We start from the raw sequence: 15,166 nt of genomic DNA, 5'->3' as shown, positions 1-15,166 counted from the left end.
CACCGTCGGCAACCCCCTCAAACTCTCCGACTCACCCACCACCATCCACCGCTCACCCCTCCTCGGCGAACACAACCACGACATCTACACCACCGAACTCGGCATCCACGAGGACGAGTTGCCGGGGCTCAAAGCACTGGGAGTGATCTGACATGACCGCGGACCACGCGCGCCGTTCCACCGGCAGTGACACGACCCGGCGGTGCGCCCCGCCGCCGTACGGACGGCGCCCGGTGTGCGGCTCGCCGGCGCCGCGGACCCCGCCGCCGTACCGGGGCCGGTGCGCGGTGCGGTCCGGCCTGCGTTGATACACCCCGTCTATCGACCGCCGGGCGGACACGGGAGCGGCAGGAGCCGCCGTGGTCCGCCCCGGACCGGCAGCCCGCGTGGATGATCGGAGCACGTGGACGGCCGCACCAGAAAAGGAGCGCACCGGAAGTCATGACGACGTCAACGTACGGTTCCGCACAGCCCGGCGGCAGCGCCCCGGGCGGGGAGACGGTCATCGACCGCCTCGTGGAGTCCAACCGCAAGTACGCCGCCGGGTTCACCGACCCGGGCATGGGCGCCCGGCCCGTGCTCCAGGTGGCCGTGGTGGCCTGCATGGACGCCCGGATCGACCTGCACGCCGCCCTCGGCCTGGAACTGGGCGACTGCCACACCATCCGCAACGCCGGCGGTGTGGTCACCGACGACACCATCCGTTCGCTGACCATCAGCCAGCGCGCCCTGAAGACCCGCAGCGTGATACTGATCCACCACACCGGCTGCGGTCTGCAGACCCTCACCGAGGACTTCCGCCACGAGCTGGAGCTGGAGGTCGGCCAGCGCCCCGCCTGGGCGGTGGAGGCGTTCCAGGACGTCGACCAGGACGTCCGGCAGTCGATGCAGCGGGTGCGCACGTCCCCGTTCCTGCCCCACACCGACGACGTCCGGGGGTTCGTCTTCGACGTCACGACGGGGCTGCTGCGGGAGATCGACCCGCGCCCCTGAACCACCCGGGGCACCCAAGCCCCCACCAGGACCTGCGCGCGGACCGGCGGACGGCAACCTGCCGGGAGACGCGGGACGGCTGCTCCCGGCGGCTGGTCCGCGCGCACGCCGGCGGGGCGGCCGGCCCGCACGCACCCGCGTGCCCGGCCGCCCCGTCCGTCGGCGTGCCCACATCCGCTGCCTGACGGCAGATCAGCAACCGTTCCCGAGGGGGTCACCTCGTGTCGTACCGCAACGCCTTCTCCCGTGTCCTGAGCGACGTCATCGCGCCCCGTGCCGAGCGGACCGGCCGGGAGGGGAGCTTCCCGCGCGGCGCGGTGAGCGCCCTGGGCGAGGCGGGGCTGCTCGGGCTGACCGTCTCCGCCGACCTGGGCGGCGGTGGCCGGGGTCCGGCCGAGGCCGCCGAGGTCGTCGCGCGGATCGCCGGGACCTGCCCGGTGACCGCGGCCGTTCTGCAGTCCCACTACGCGGCGGTCGCCGTGATCGAGGCGTGCGGGAGCCGCTGGGTGCGCGGCGAGACGGCCGCCGGACGCCACCTCAGCAGCCTCGCCCTGGCGGACGGTACGGACGGCGCGTACGGCGCCGCGGGCGCGACCGCCACCCGCTCGGGAGAGGTCGTCGCCCTGCGCGGCCGCAAGCGCGAGGTGGTCGCGGCGGGGGAGGCCGACAGCTACGTCTGGTCGTCGCTGCCGCTGGCCGCCGGGGACGGGCTGACCCTGTGGCTGGTGCCCGCGCACGCGCCCGACCTGTTCGTCCCGGCCCGGCCGGACGGAGGCGGACCGCACGGCAGTGCCACCTCCACGGTCCTGGCCGACCCGGTCCTCGTCCCCGCCGACGCGATGCTCGGGGAGGACGGTGCGGGCCGCGAGGTCGTGCTGCGCACCGTGCTGCCGTGGCTGCGCGAACTACGCGACGCCCTGGGCTCCTCGGCCGTCCACCCCTCGGTCGAGGCCGCGGACGTGGCCGCGTCGGCGGCGGGCCGGGCGGCTCAGCTCAGCGCCGTCGCCCCCGCCGCGACCGCCTTGCGGTAGTCGCCGGTGCGCTCGGTGTGCTTGCGCATGATCTCGCCGGCGCGGTCGCCGTCGCCCTTGGCGATGGCCTTGATGAGCTGGGCGTGCTCGTTCCAGGCGTCCTTGCCGCGGGGCTTGGCGATGGGGGTGTAGTACCACCGCACCTTCCGGCTCACCTGCGAGATCAGCTCGGCCAGCACGGCGTTGGCGGCGATGGACGTGATGAAGGAGTGCAGCGCCGTGTTGGCCGTGACCAGGCGCTCCACGTCGCCTCCGGCGAGCGCCTCGACGCCCTCCTTCTGCAGCTCCCAGAGGCGTTCGACGTCCTCGGGCTTGGCGTTCTCGGCGGCGAGCCGGGCCGAGTACGTCTCCAGCACCGAGCGGACGCCGAGCAGCTGGGCGGCCTCCTCCTCGGTGGGGGAGTGCACGAAGGCGCCCTGGGCGGGGCGCAGGTCGACCCAGCCGTCGGTCTGCAGGCGCTGCAGTGCCTCGCGCACCGGCTGGCGGGAGACCCCGAGGTGGTCGGCGAGTTCGGCCTCGACCAGGTGCTGGCCCGGTGTGAGGGAGCCGTTGATGATCAGTTCGATCAGGGCGTCGTACACGGCCTGGCGCAGTGGTGCGGGGCGGGCGACCCGGCGGGTCGCCGCGGCCGTCAGGGCCTCACGCATGGTTCCCCCGTTCTGCCACCGAGCCTGTGGGCCGACGGCTGTGCACTGGTGGCCGCCGTGAGGGTCGCCGGCGGCGGGAACGGTCAGTATACAGGTTTTGGTATGCAACATGCCTTTCGGTCGCGACAAGGCGCGCCCGGGTGCCGGGACTTGGGAAAGTCCTGGCTGCAGGATTCTGTATGCAGAAGTTTGTATGCGGTATCGTCGCCGTGTACTGCCGGCACCGTCGGGAAGGCGAAGCGGCTCTGTGACGATCCCGCGCCCGAACTCCTCGACCTGGCGAAGGCGGAGTGGTCAATGACGATCGGCGGGAGTGACATGACGGTCGAAGACGTGGTCCGGACGGTTGTGGCTGATCATCGGGATCAGCGCGGTGCGCTGATCCCGGTACTGCACGCCCTGCAGGCCGAGTTGGGCTGCGTGCCGAAAGAGGCGATACCGGTGCTCGCCGACGAGTTCAACCTCTCCAGGGCGGACGTCCATGGAGTGGTGACCTTCTACCACGACTTCCGCCGTGAGCCGGCCGGACGGACCACGGTGCGCATCTGCCGCGCCGAGGCGTGCCAGGCCCTCGGGTCCGACGCGCTGGTGGGCTACGCGCGGGAAGCGGGACTGGCCCTGGGGGAGACGACCCCGGACGGTTCGGTCACCGTCGAGCAGGTCTTCTGCCTCGGCAACTGCGCCCTGGGGCCGGCGGTCGAGGTGAACGGCCGGTTGTACGGACGAGTGGGCACGGCCCGGTTGGGCTCCATCCTCAAGGGGACGGTGGCATGATGAAGGATTCTTCCGACTCCACGGTGACGGTCTACGTCCCGCGTGACTCGGCGGCCAGATCGGTCGGCGCGGACGAGGTGGCGGACGCGCTGCGGCGCGTCGCGGCGGAGCGGGAGGCGCCCGTCGAGGTGGTGCGCAACGGCTCCCGCGGCATGCTGTGGCTGGAGCCGCTGGTCGAGGTGGTCACCCCGGTCGGCCGCGTCGGCTACGGTCCGGTGGCCCCCGCGGACGTCGAGGGACTGCTGGCGGCGGGCATGCTCGAAGGCGCCGACCACCCGCTGCGCCTCGGCGTCGTCGACGAACTGCCCTGGCTGGCCCGCCAGACGCGGGTCACCTTCTCCCGGGTCGGGGTGACCGACCCCCTCTCGCCGGAGGACTACCTGCGCCACGGCGGCCTGGCCGGACTGCGCACCGCCCTCGGCATGGCCCCCGCCGACGTCGTCACGGAGGTCACCGACTCCGGACTGCGCGGCCGCGGCGGCGCCGGCTTCCCGGCCGGCATCAAGTGGAAGACCGTCATGGACTGTGCCGACGAACTCAAGTTCGTCTGCTGCAACGCCGACGAGGGCGACAGCGGCACCTTCGCCGACCGCATGGTCATGGAGGGCGACCCCTTCATGCTCATCGAGGGCATGACGATCGCCGCGCACGCCGTCGGCGCCCGCGAGGGCTACTTCTACATCCGCTCCGAGTACCCCGACGCGGTGGCCACGATGCGCGCGGCGATCGGCATCGCGCGCGAGCAGGGATGGCTCGGCGAGGGCATCCTCGGGTCCCCGCTCGACTTCGACCTGCACGTACGCGTCGGCGCCGGCGCGTACATCTGCGGCGAGGAGACCTCCATGCTGGAGAGCCTGGAGGGCAAGCGCGGCACCGTCCGGGCCAAGCCGCCGATCCCCGCCATCGAGGGGCTGTTCGGCAAGCCGACGGTTGTGAACAACGTCCTCACCCTCGCCACGGTGCCGGTCATCCTCGCCGAGGGCGCCAAGGCGTACCGGGAACTCGGCGTGGAGCGCTCGCGCGGCACCCAGGTGTTCCAGCTCGGCGGCAACATCGCCCGCGGCGGGATCGTGGAGACCGCCTTCGGCGTCACGCTGCGCGAGCTGGTCGAGGAGTACGGCGGCGGCACCTTCTCCGGGCGGCCGGTCCGCACGGTGCAGGTCGGCGGGCCGCTCGGCGCCTACCTGCCGACGTCGATGTTCGACCTGCCGATGGACTACGAGGCGTTCGCCGAGGCGGGCGCCATGCTGGGCCACGGCGGCGTCGTCGTCTTCGACGAGAGCGTCGACATGGCCGCCCAGGCGCGGTTCGCGATGGAGTTCTGCGCCGAGGAGTCCTGCGGCAAGTGCACGCCCTGCCGGGTGGGATCGGTCCGCGGCGTCGAGGTGATCGACAAGATCGTGGCCGGTCAGCAGCGGGACGAGAACCTGGCCCTGCTCGAGGACCTGTGCGAGCTGATGACCGACGGCTCCCTGTGCGCGATGGGCGGGCTCACGCCGATGCCCGTGCGCAGCGCCATCGCGCACTTCCCCGACGACTTCCTCGCCCGCGACCCCGGCCGGGCGATCCCACGCACGCACGCCCATGGAGGAAGGACGGAGGGCACGGCATGACACTCCTGAAGGAACCCGACTTCGGCACACCGGAGCGCCCCGGCGCGGCGACGGTCGCGGTGGAAGTGGACGGGATGCCGGTGACCGTGCCGGAGGGCACGTCGGTGATGCGCGCCGCCGCGCTCGCCGGCATCGACATCCCCAAGCTCTGCGCCACCGACAGCCTGGAGCCCTTCGGCTCCTGCCGGCTGTGCGTGGTGGAGATCGACGGCCGGCGGGGCACCCCGGCGTCCTGCACCACGCCGGTGGCGGACGGGATGAGCGTGCGGACCCAGACCCCCAAGGTGGAGAAGCTCCGCCAGGGCGTCATGGAGCTGTACATCTCCGACCACCCGCTGGACTGCCTGACCTGCCCGGCCAACGGCGACTGCGAGCTGCAGGACATGGCCGGCGTGGTCGGGCTGCGGCAGGTCCGCTACGGCTACGAGGGCGCGAACCACCTCGACGCCGAGAAGGACACCTCCAACCCCTACTTCGACTTCGACGCGTCCAAGTGCATCGCCTGCTCGCGCTGCGTCCGCGCCTGCGGCGAGGTGCAGGGCACCTTCGCGCTGACCATCGAGGGGCGCGGCTTCGACTCCAAGGTCTCCGCCGGCGCCGGCGAGAGCTTCATGGACTCCGAGTGCGTCTCCTGCGGGGCCTGCGTGCAGGCCTGCCCGACCTCCACGCTCCAGGAGAAGTCGGTGGTCGAACTCGGCATGCCCACCCGCTCGGTGGTCACCACCTGCGCGTACTGCGGCGTCGGCTGCTCCTTCAAGGCCGAGCTGCGCGGCGACGAGCTGGTGCGGATGGTGCCGTACAAGGACGGCGGCGCCAACGAGGGCCACTCCTGCGTGAAGGGCCGCTTCGCCTTCGGCTACGCCAGCCACCCCGACCGGGTGCTGAAGCCCATGGTCCGCGAGAAGATCACCGACCCGTGGCGCGAGGTCGAGTGGGACGAGGCGATCGGCACGGTCGCCCGCCGGATGCGCGCGCTCCAGCAGAGTTACGGGTCGGGCGCGATCGGCGCCATCACCTCCTCGCGGTGCACGAACGAAGAGGTGTACGTCGTCCAGAAGATGGTGCGCGCCGCCTTCGGCAACAACAACGTCGACACCTGCGCCCGGGTCTGCCACTCCCCGACGGGGTACGGGCTCAAGCAGACCTTCGGCGAGTCGGCCGGTACCCAGGACTTCCGGTCCGTCGCCGAGGCCGACGTCATCATGGTGATCGGCGCCAACCCCACGGACGGGCATCCGGTGTTCGCCTCGCGGATGAAGCGCCGGCTGCGCGAGGGCGCCAAGCTCATCGTCGTCGACCCGCGCCGCATCGACCTGGTGCGCTCCCCGCACGTCCAGGCCGAACACCACCTGCAGCTGCGGCCCAGCACCAACGTGGCCGTCGTGAACGCCATGGCGCACGTGGTGGTCACCGAGGGCCTGGTCGACCGGGCCTTCGTGGACGCGCGGTGCGAGGACTTCGACGAGTGGGAGGAGTTCATCGCCCGCCCGGAGAACAGCCCGGAGGCCGTGGAGGAGCTCACCGGCGTGCCGGCCGGGGAACTGCGCGCGGCGGCACGGCTGTACGCGCAGGCCCCGAACGGCGCCATCTACTACGGTCTGGGCGTCACCGAGCACAGCCAGGGTTCCACCATGGTGATGGGCATGGCCAACCTGGCCATGGCCTGCGGCAACCTCGGCCGCGACGGCGTCGGGGTGAACCCGCTGCGCGGCCAGAACAACGTCCAGGGCTCCTGCGACATGGGTTCGTTCCCGCACGAGCTGCCCGGCTACCGGCACGTCTCCGACGACGCCGTGCGCACCGTGTTCGAGAACCTCTGGGGCGGCACGATCCTCGCCGAGCCCGGGCTGCGCATCCCGAACATGTTCGACGCGGCCATCGACGGGACGTTCCGCGGCCTGTTCGTGCACGGCGAGGACATCGCCCAGTCCGACCCCAACCTCAAGCACGTCACCGCCGCGCTGGAGGCAATGGAACTGGTCGTCGTCCAGGACCTGTTCCTCAACGAGACGGCGAAGTTCGCGCACGTCTTCCTGCCCGGCGCGTCCTTCCTGGAGAAGGACGGCACCTTCACCAACGCCGAGCGCCGCATCAACCGGGTGCGCGCGGTGATGAAGCCGAAGACGGGCAAGCACGAGTGGCAGATCGTCTCCGAGATCGCCACCGCCATGGGCCATCCCATGGCGTACGACCACCCCGGTCAGATCATGGACGAGATCGCGCAGGTCACGCCGACCTTCACCGGTGTGTCCTTCCAGCTGCTGGACAAGCTGGGCAGCGTCCAGTGGCCGTGCAACGAGGAGGCCCCCGAGGGCACGCCCATCATGCACGTGGACGAGTTCGTGCGGGGCAAGGGCCGGTTCGTGGTCACCACCTTCGTGCCGACCGCCGAGCGCAGCACCCGGCGCTTCCCGCTGATCCTGACCACGGGACGGATCCTCAGCCAGTACAACGTGGGCGCGCAGACCCGCCGTACCGGCAACGTCGCCTGGCACCCGGAGGACGTGCTGGAGCTGCACCCCCACGACGCCGAGGTCCGCGGCATCGTGGACGGCGACACGGTGACCCTGGCGAGCCGGGTGGGGGAGACGACGCTGAAGGCCGAGATCTCCGACCGGATGCCGCCCGGGGTCGTGTACACCACCTTCCACCACCCGGTGACCGGGGCGAACGTGGTGACCACGGAGAACTCCGACTGGGCGACCAACTGCCCCGAGTACAAGGTGACCGCCGTGCAGGTGGGGCTCGCCCGCCCGCGGCGGGCCGACGGCGCGGAACACGACCGGGACCGGGGCCAGGAGCGTGACAGGGACCAGCTGCTGACGGTGGTGGACTGAGGTGGCCGGCGCAGTGCCGGCGGAGCGCCGGATGGCCAACGACATCGCGGCCAACCTCGTCCATCTGCCGGGCGACCGGGCGGCCGAGGCCGTCGCGGGGCACATCGGCAGGTTCTGGGACCCGCGCATGCGCACCCGTCTCCTCGACTTCGTCGACGCCGGGGCGGAGGGGCTGGACCCCTTGGTGGTCGAGGCGGTGAAGCTGCTGCGCTGACGACGCGGAATCCCGGCCGGTCCCGGCCGGCCGGGATCCGGGACACCGGGGGAGGGCGGGGACGTGTCCCCGCGCCCCCGGGCGGGGGCGTGCCGAGCCTCCGGGAGAGGGACGGGTGGGCGCTTCACGCTGCCGCGTGGACGCGTCGTGACCGACGGTGCCCGCACGCCGTCCCGTCCCTGCCGCCGCCCTGCGCTCCGTCGTCCGGGGCACGGTCTGTGCTAAGGTGTCCTGGTTGCAGTTGTGGTACCCATGAAACCTATGTGCGCCTGACGGAATTCATCTCCCGCAGGCGCATTATTTGTTCTCCGGCATTCCCCGGATGGGCCCTCTGCCTACTGAAGGAGAATGTCATGGCACAGGGAACCGTGAAGTGGTTCAACGCCGAAAAGGGTTTCGGCTTCATCGAGCAGGACGGCGGCGGCCCCGACGTCTTCGCCCACTACTCGAACATCGCCACCCAGGGCTTCCGTGAGCTCCTGGAGGGCCAGCGGGTCACCTTCGACGTCACGCAGGGCCAGAAGGGCCCGCAGGCGGAGAACATCGTCCCCGCCTGATCGCCGGACGCGTACCTGCTCACCGGGGTCCGCACCGTCATGGTGCGGACCCCGGTTTGCGCTGCTCCAGGAAGGCAAATATCCGCATGTCCCGCAGGCCCCAGAAATCGAATCGGCGCGCGCCGTCGTCCGCACCGTCCGCATCGTCGCCGAGAGAATTCCGGCTGCCGGAAAGCACGACACCCGCACTTCCCGCCGTCGAGGACTTCGCCGCTCTCGACATGCCCGCGGGGCTGCTGAAGACCCTCACCGCCCAGGGGGTGACCACCCCCTTCCCCATCCAGGCCGCGACGCTGCCCAACTCGCTGGCCGGCCGTGACCTGCTGGGACGGGGCCGCACCGGCTCGGGCAAGACCCTCGCCTTCGGACTGGCGCTGCTGGCCCGTACGGCCGGACTGCGCGCGGAGCCCAAGGCACCCCTCGCCCTGGTGCTGGTGCCCACCCGTGAACTCGCCCAGCAGGTGACGGACGCGCTGACCCCGTACGCGACGGCGGTGAACCTCCGCATGGCCACCGTGGTCGGCGGGCTGTCCATGACCAAGCAGGCCGCCACGCTCCGGCGCGGCGTCGAGGTGCTCGTGGCCACCCCCGGCAGGCTGAACGACCTGGTGGAGCACGGCGACTGCGTGCTCGGCAGCGTGGGCATCACGGTGCTGGACGAGGCCGACCAGATGACGGACATGGGCTTCCTGCCGCAGATCACCAGGCTGATCGAGCGCGTGCGGCCCGACGGGCAGCGGATGCTCTTCTCGGCCACCCTGGACGGCAACATCGACCGCTTGGTGCAGCGGTTCCTGACCGACCCCGTGGTGCACTCCGTGGACCCGTCCGCGGGGGCGGTGACCACCATGGAGCACCACGTGCTCCACGTCCTGGACGAGACCGACAAGAAGGCCGTCACCACGCGCATCGCGGCACGCGACGGCCGGGTCATCCTCTTCCTCGACACCAAGCGGTCCGCCGACCGGCTCGCCAAGCGGCTGCTGGCCGTCGGTGTCCGCGCGGCGGCGCTGCACGGGGGCCGCTCCCAGCCGCAGCGCAACCGCACCCTGGAGCAGTTCAAGAACGGCCAGGTCACCGCGCTGGTCGCCACGAACGTCGCGGCCCGCGGCATACACATCGACGACCTCGACCTCGTCGTGAACGTCGATCCCCCCATGGACCACAAGGACTACGTCCACCGGGGCGGCCGCACGGCCCGCGCCGGCGGCTCCGGCAGCGTGGTCACCCTGGTCCTGCCCGACCAGAAGCGGGACGTGACCCGGCTCATGTCGGACGCGGGCATCCGCCCCCGGACGGCCCGCATCACCTCGAGCGACGCGCAACTGGCGACCATCACCGGCGCCCGGGAGCCGTCCGGCGTGGCCGTCACCATCGAGGTGCCCCAGCCGCCGGCCGCGCCGAAGGCGTCCCGCCAGAAGAACGGCACCGAGAACGGCGGGCGGCCCGCTCGCCGGCGCCGCAGCGGCGGCGGAGCCGGGGCGGCGGCAGGTGCCGCCACCGGGACCGGTGCTCGCGGTGGCGCCCGCCGGGCGGACGCGCGCGGGACGACGGGTGCCGCAGGGAGTTCGGGCGGCCGGGGAGCCGACCGCCGGGGAGCGGCGGGCGCGGCTTCCGGTACCGGTTCCGGTACGGGGACCCGCGGCTCCGGGCGGCGGCCGGTGGCCGGCACCGAGGGCCGGGGCGGCCGGAGCGGCCGCCGCAACCCCGCGGGCTGACCGGACGAGGGGCGTACACCCGGGCCCGGCACCGGACCGGCACCCGCTGCGGCACGGCGGTGCCGGGGCGCGTGCGGGGCCCGGTGCCGTCCGGCCTAACCTGGACGGCATGTCAGCGATCCGTCTCCTCGTCCTGGGCGCGGTCCGCCAGCACGGGCGGGCCCACGGCTACCAGGTGCGCAACGACCTGGAGTACTGGGGCGCGCACGAGTGGTCCAACGCCAAGCCCGGCTCGATCTACCACGCCCTGAAGCAGATGGCGAAGCAGGGGCTGCTGCACGCCCACGAGGTCGCCCCGTCGACGGCGGGCGGCCCGCCCCGCACCGAGTACGAGATCACGGACACCGGGACCGAGGAGTTCCTGCGCCTCCTGCACGAGGCGCTGGTCGCCTACGACCAGAAGATGGACCTCCAGTCCGCGGCCATCGGCTTCATCGTCGACCTGCGCCGGGACGAGGCGCTGGACCTGCTGAGGGAGCGGATCCGCAGGATCGAGGAGTGGCGGGCCGCCGTCACCGAGCACTACGTCCCCGAGGACGGCCCCGGTCAGCTCGGCCACATCGGCGAGATCATGAACCTCTGGGTGCACACGGCCGACTCCGACGCCGCGTGGACCCGTGGGCTCGTCGAGCGGATCGAGGGCGGCGCGTACACCTTCGCCGGGGAGGGCGAGCCCTTCGTGGGCGTGCTCGCGCAGGGCGAGGAGAACCCGTACGCGACGGGCGAACCCCATCCCGGGGACGAGCACTAGTCACATTTGACGAATGGATTCCGCGCCCGCTACTTTGCGCCAGTAGTCAAGTTTGACTAGTTGATCAGTGGGGGGAGCGGCCCATGACCGACGCAGCCATCACCGTCGAGGGGGCGTACAAGAAGTACCGCGACAAACCGGCGCTGGACGGGCTCGACCTGCTGGTCGCGCGCGGCACCGTGCACGGGGTGCTCGGCCCCAACGGCGCGGGCAAGACGACCCTGGTCCGGATCCTGTCCACCCTGCTCCGGCCGGACCGCGGCCGCGTCGAGGTGGCCGGGCACGACGTGGTGACCGAGGCCCGGGAGGTGCGGTTCCGCATCGGCCTGCTCGGGCAGCACGCGGCCCTGGACGAGCAACTCGGCGGCCGCCAGAACCTGGAGATGTTCGCGCGCCTGCACCATCTCGGCGCCCGCCGGGCGCGCGAGCGCGCCGGCGAACTGCTCGGGCGCTTCGGCCTCGCGGACACCGGACGCAAGGCGGTCCGGCAGTACAGCGGCGGCATGCGGCGCCGCCTCGACCTCGCCGCGTCCCTCGTGACCGATCCCGAGGTGCTGTTCCTCGACGAGCCGACGACCGGACTCGACCCCCGTGGCCGCGCCGAGGTGTGGGCCTCGGTCCGTTCCCTGGCCGACGGCGGTACGACGGTCCTGCTCACCACCCAGTACCTGGAGGAGGCCGACCAGCTCGCCGACCGCATCTCGGTCGTCGACCACGGCCGGGTGATCGCCGACGGCACCGCGGACGAACTCAAGGCCCGTACGGGCGGCGACCGCATCGACGTGGTCCTGCGCGACGCCGGCCAACTGGACGCGGCCAGGGCACTGCTGCCCGCGACCGGGGGCGAGGTGTCGGTGGACGTCGACCGGCGGCTGCTCAGCGCCCCGGTCACCGACCGCATGGCGGCGCTCGCCGGGGTCGTCCGCGCCCTGGAGTCGGCCGGCATCGAGGCGGAGGACATCGCCCTGCGCCGTCCGACGCTCGACGAGGTGTTCCTGCACCTCACCGGAGGGAACCACCCCACGAAGGAGGCCGCGTGAGCGCCACGTACACCACCCGGGGCCCGGTCCGGCCCGCGCGGGGATCCCACGTCCTCACCGACTGCTGGACCATGACCCGCCGCGAACTCGCCCACTGGGCCCGGCAACCGGTCCAGGTGCTGGTCGGCCTCCTCTTCCCGGTGATGCTGCTGCTGATGTTCGGCTACCTCGTCGGCGGCGGCCGCGGCATCACGGGCGACTACCTCGGCTACCTCGTCCCCGGCATGCTCGCGCTCACCATGGCCTTCGGCCTGGAGGGCACGATGCTCGCGGTCACCCAGGACCTCAACAAGGGCGTGATCGACCGTTTCCGGTCGATGCCGATGGCGGGCGGCGCGGTCCTGGTGGGCCGTTCCGCCGCCGACATGCTCCAGTCGGCCGTCGGCCTGGCCGTCCTGACCGGGGTCGGCCACGCGCTCGGCTGGCGCACGCACGGCGGGGCCGCCGCCTTCCTCGGCGCGGTCGGCCTCCTGCTGCTCTTTCGCTTCGCGATGCTGTGGATCGGCATCCACCTGGCGCTGGTCGCGGGGAAGCCGGAGCTGGTGCAGACCGTGCAGATCCTGGTCTGGCCGGTGGGCTTCCTGTCCAACGCCTTCGCCACGCCCGACTCCATGCCCGGCTGGCTGGGCACGGCGGTCCAGTGGAACCCGATGTCCCGGACGGCGACGGCGGTACGCGACCTGTTCGGCGGTCCCGGTGGCGAACCCGGCCACGTCTGGGCGGCCGTGGCTTGGCCGTTGGCCCTGCTGGCGGTGTTCCTGCCGCTGGCGGTACGGAGGTTCGGGCGCCTGAGCGCGTAGCGGTGGCGGTCCCGGGGCGGCAGGCCGCCCCGGGACGCCCCGGCGCGGTTTTTACGCGCTCGTGGCCTTCCTTGCCGGCCCTTTACCCGCACCTCGCGCGTCCGGCGGTGCGGAGGCATCAGGTGCCGCAGGCAACCATTCGACGGGCGGCCGGACTTACCTCTGTGACCAGGGGCAACGCGCCCCGGAGCGGCCGGAGTCGGCCGTCCGGGCGGGTGCGGAGCGGGCTCCACCGGTTGGTAATGCACTGGTCAATCTTCCCGTCATCCCCTGGACACCCCGATTCGACGGTCCATACCGTATGCAATCTCCAGTATGGAGAATCGCGCTGACCAGCTGAATGTTCGTTCCGACACCCCCTGAGCACGGCCGTTTTGGCGTGCCCGGGGTCGTACCACGTCGTACCACCGTGTCACCCGACTGCGCGCTGTCACGATCCGGGTTTGCCGCCCCGGATCGACCTCAGCTGCCCGGACGGCGTACCACCGGGCCCGGCCATGCCGGGCCGAGCCGCAGGGATGGTCCGCTCCACCCCTCCGCATGAAGAGAAGGGCCCAGGGGGCGCACGCCAGGTTCTTTTCACGCAAGGGAAGGCACCGATGTCAGTAACACCGCACGTGGTTCCCGGGCAGTACCGGGAGGTCAGCGACGCGAACGGCCGCGTCTACCGGGTCGGGGAGACCGACCGCTCCCTCCTGGGGAGGCCCCGAGCCTGGATGGTCTGGCTCCCCTGGATTGCGATGATGGGCGTCAGCGTCTACGAGTACGGCTACAGCTCCGCGGAGGCGGTGCTCGAGCACGCTCACGGATGGACCCTGACCGAGACGTTCTGGATCGCCAGCATCTGGGCGGTCTTCCAGGCGGGCGTCGCGTTCCCCGCGGGACGGCTGCGGGAGACCGGGGTCCTGCCGGCCAGGACGGCGATGCTCGCCGGAGCGGTCTTCTCCGGACTGGGCTTCCTGGCGCTCTCGCACCTGAGCAACCCTTACGTGGTGATCGCCGGTTACTCGGTGCTGGGCGGCACGGGCGCCGGCCTGGTGTACGCGACCTGCATCAACATGGTCGGCAAGTGGTACCCCGACAACAAGGGTGCCCGCACCGGGTTCGTGAACGGTGGCTTCGCCTACGGAACCCTGCCGCTCATCTTCGTCTTCAACTACTGGTTCCACCCGTCCAACTACAAGATGGTCCTCGACCTGATCGCCCTGGGCATGGTGCTGGTCGTCGCCTTCTGCGGCATGTTCTTCCGCGACCCGCCGAAGAGCTGGTGGCCGCACGACGTCGACCCGTTGAACCGGGGCGTGAGCGAGGACGCGCGGCGGGTGGCCAAGCGACTGGCCAAGAACCCGCCCGCCAAGGGCCAGTTCACCCCGATGGAGGCGATCAGGACCGGGCAGCTGCCGCTGATGTGGTTCGCCCTGGTCTGCATCGGCGGCGTGTCGCTGTTCGGCATCAACTTCCAGGTCCCGTTCGCCAAGAGCCTGGGCTTCGGCCCGCTGGTCGCGGCCTCCTCGGCGGGTGTGCTCGCCGTGGTCAACGGTGTCGGCCGGGCCATCGTGGGCTGGCTCTCGGACTACCTGGGCCGGCGTCAGACACTGGGCCTGGTCCTGGTGGTGGCGGGGCTGGCGCAGTTCGGCGTGCTGTGGTCGGGCCAGGCGCACAACGAACCCCTGTTCCTGTTCTTCGCGTTCCTCAACGGTTTCGGCGGCGGGGCGTTCTACCCGCTGTTCGCCGCGCTCACGCCGGACTACTTCGGTGAGAACAACAACGCACAGAACTACGGACTGGTCTACAGCGCCAAGCTGGTCGGCGGTGTCGGCGGCGGCGGTGTGGCGGCCGGGGTGGTCGCCGCCTGGGGCTACGCCGGGGCGTACTACCTGGCCGGAGGTATCGCCTTCCTCTCCGCGCTGATCACGGTGTTCCTGCGGCAGCCCGGCGCCCCGCGCCGGAGCGGCGACGGGAGCCCGGTGGCCGAGGTGGACGGCCGTACCCCTACTCCCGCCGAGGCGACCACCTGACGGTCGCGGTACCGGGGCTCCGCGAGGAGCTCCCCACAGATCGTGCGCGGGCGATGTCGTCCGGCCCGGGGCGGCGGCAGTCCCGGACCGGGTGCCCGTGTCACGGAGGCGGGGCCGGCCGGTGGGGCGCGCCCCCTGCTCCGTCCGGCCCCGCCTCCGTGACACGGGCACCC

At 71.9% G+C, this 15,166-nt stretch carries 13 protein-coding genes and 1 pseudogene; 13 read left to right on the top strand and 1 reads right to left on the bottom strand.

Annotated elements, in window-relative coordinates:
* From PV350_RS36410 to PV350_RS36400, 3 genes and pseudogenes are all read left to right on the top strand, one after another.
* Nucleotides 1-151 (top strand): annotated as a pseudogene (locus PV350_RS36410) (formyl-CoA transferase); the annotation flags it as partial.
* A gap of 290 nt (nucleotides 152-441) precedes the next feature.
* Nucleotides 442-993 carry a beta-class carbonic anhydrase gene (locus tag PV350_RS36405; RefSeq protein ID WP_499514950.1) on the top strand — a complete coding sequence of 184 codons (552 nt, stop codon included), beginning with the start codon at nucleotides 442-444 and terminating at the stop codon, nucleotides 991-993.
* Between the two features lie 221 nt (nucleotides 994-1,214).
* On the top strand, nucleotides 1,215-2,024 hold the full coding sequence (locus PV350_RS36400) for an acyl-CoA dehydrogenase family protein (protein WP_499514951.1): 810 nt from the start codon (nucleotides 1,215-1,217) through the stop codon (nucleotides 2,022-2,024).
* Here the strand turns inward: PV350_RS36400 and PV350_RS36395 are convergent.
* On the bottom strand, nucleotides 1,982-2,671 hold the full coding sequence (locus PV350_RS36395; RefSeq protein WP_499514952.1) for a GntR family transcriptional regulator: 690 nt from the start codon (nucleotides 2,669-2,671) through the stop codon (nucleotides 1,982-1,984). The two genes, PV350_RS36400 and PV350_RS36395, sit on opposite strands and share 43 nt — an antisense overlap.
* A 150-nt stretch (nucleotides 2,672-2,821) precedes the next feature.
* Between PV350_RS36395 and PV350_RS36390 the strand changes: the two genes are divergently transcribed.
* The 10 genes from PV350_RS36390 to PV350_RS36345 all read left to right on the top strand — a co-directional run bounded on the left by PV350_RS36390 (nucleotide 2,822) and on the right by PV350_RS36345 (nucleotide 14,993).
* Entirely contained in the window at nucleotides 2,822-3,445 is a 624-nt protein-coding gene (locus PV350_RS36390; protein WP_499514953.1) for an NAD(P)H-dependent oxidoreductase subunit E, read from the top strand.
* On the top strand, nucleotides 3,445-5,058 hold the full coding sequence (locus PV350_RS36385; RefSeq protein WP_499516983.1) for a formate dehydrogenase beta subunit: 1,614 nt from the start codon (nucleotides 3,445-3,447) through the stop codon (nucleotides 5,056-5,058). The genes PV350_RS36390 and PV350_RS36385 overlap by 1 nt, the downstream gene beginning before the upstream one ends.
* Nucleotides 5,055-7,895, top strand: coding sequence for a formate dehydrogenase subunit alpha (fdhF, locus tag PV350_RS36380; protein ID WP_499514954.1), 2,841 nt, complete (start codon nucleotides 5,055-5,057; stop codon nucleotides 7,893-7,895). Before PV350_RS36385 ends, fdhF begins: the two co-directional genes overlap by 4 nt.
* A gap of 31 nt (nucleotides 7,896-7,926) precedes the next feature.
* Nucleotides 7,927-8,109: a formate dehydrogenase subunit delta gene (locus PV350_RS36375; protein ID WP_499514955.1), complete on the top strand. Its 183-nt coding sequence runs from the start codon at nucleotides 7,927-7,929 to the stop codon at nucleotides 8,107-8,109.
* A 353-nt stretch (nucleotides 8,110-8,462) separates the two neighbouring features.
* Complete coding sequence (locus tag PV350_RS36370; protein WP_319137404.1) at nucleotides 8,463-8,666, top strand: cold-shock protein; 204 nt, start codon at nucleotides 8,463-8,465, stop codon at nucleotides 8,664-8,666.
* A gap of 86 nt (nucleotides 8,667-8,752) precedes the next feature.
* Nucleotides 8,753-10,384 carry a DEAD/DEAH box helicase gene (locus PV350_RS36365; protein WP_499514956.1) on the top strand — a complete coding sequence of 544 codons (1,632 nt, stop codon included), beginning with the start codon at nucleotides 8,753-8,755 and terminating at the stop codon, nucleotides 10,382-10,384.
* 109 nt (nucleotides 10,385-10,493) lie between these two features.
* On the top strand, nucleotides 10,494-11,135 hold the full coding sequence (locus tag PV350_RS36360) for a PadR family transcriptional regulator (protein WP_499514957.1): 642 nt from the start codon (nucleotides 10,494-10,496) through the stop codon (nucleotides 11,133-11,135).
* An 83-nt stretch (nucleotides 11,136-11,218) separates the two neighbouring features.
* Nucleotides 11,219-12,175 carry an ATP-binding cassette domain-containing protein gene (locus PV350_RS36355; RefSeq protein ID WP_500337783.1) on the top strand — a complete coding sequence of 319 codons (957 nt, stop codon included), beginning with the start codon at nucleotides 11,219-11,221 and terminating at the stop codon, nucleotides 12,173-12,175.
* 71 nt (nucleotides 12,176-12,246) lie between these two features.
* Nucleotides 12,247-12,975 (top strand): ABC transporter permease, encoded by a 729-nt coding sequence (locus PV350_RS36350; protein WP_499516984.1) that lies wholly within the window; start codon nucleotides 12,247-12,249, stop codon nucleotides 12,973-12,975.
* 599 nt (nucleotides 12,976-13,574) lie between these two features.
* Nucleotides 13,575-14,993 carry an OFA family MFS transporter gene (locus tag PV350_RS36345; protein WP_499514959.1) on the top strand — a complete coding sequence of 473 codons (1,419 nt, stop codon included), beginning with the start codon at nucleotides 13,575-13,577 and terminating at the stop codon, nucleotides 14,991-14,993.
* Nucleotides 14,994-15,166: the final 173 nt, after the last annotated feature.

It is taken from the genome of Streptomyces sp. PA03-6a (genome assembly GCF_033792765.1).
In the GTDB taxonomy this organism is placed as follows: domain Bacteria; phylum Actinomycetota; class Actinomycetes; order Streptomycetales; family Streptomycetaceae; genus Actinacidiphila.
This window is presented reverse-complemented; position numbering and strand designations above follow the sequence as displayed.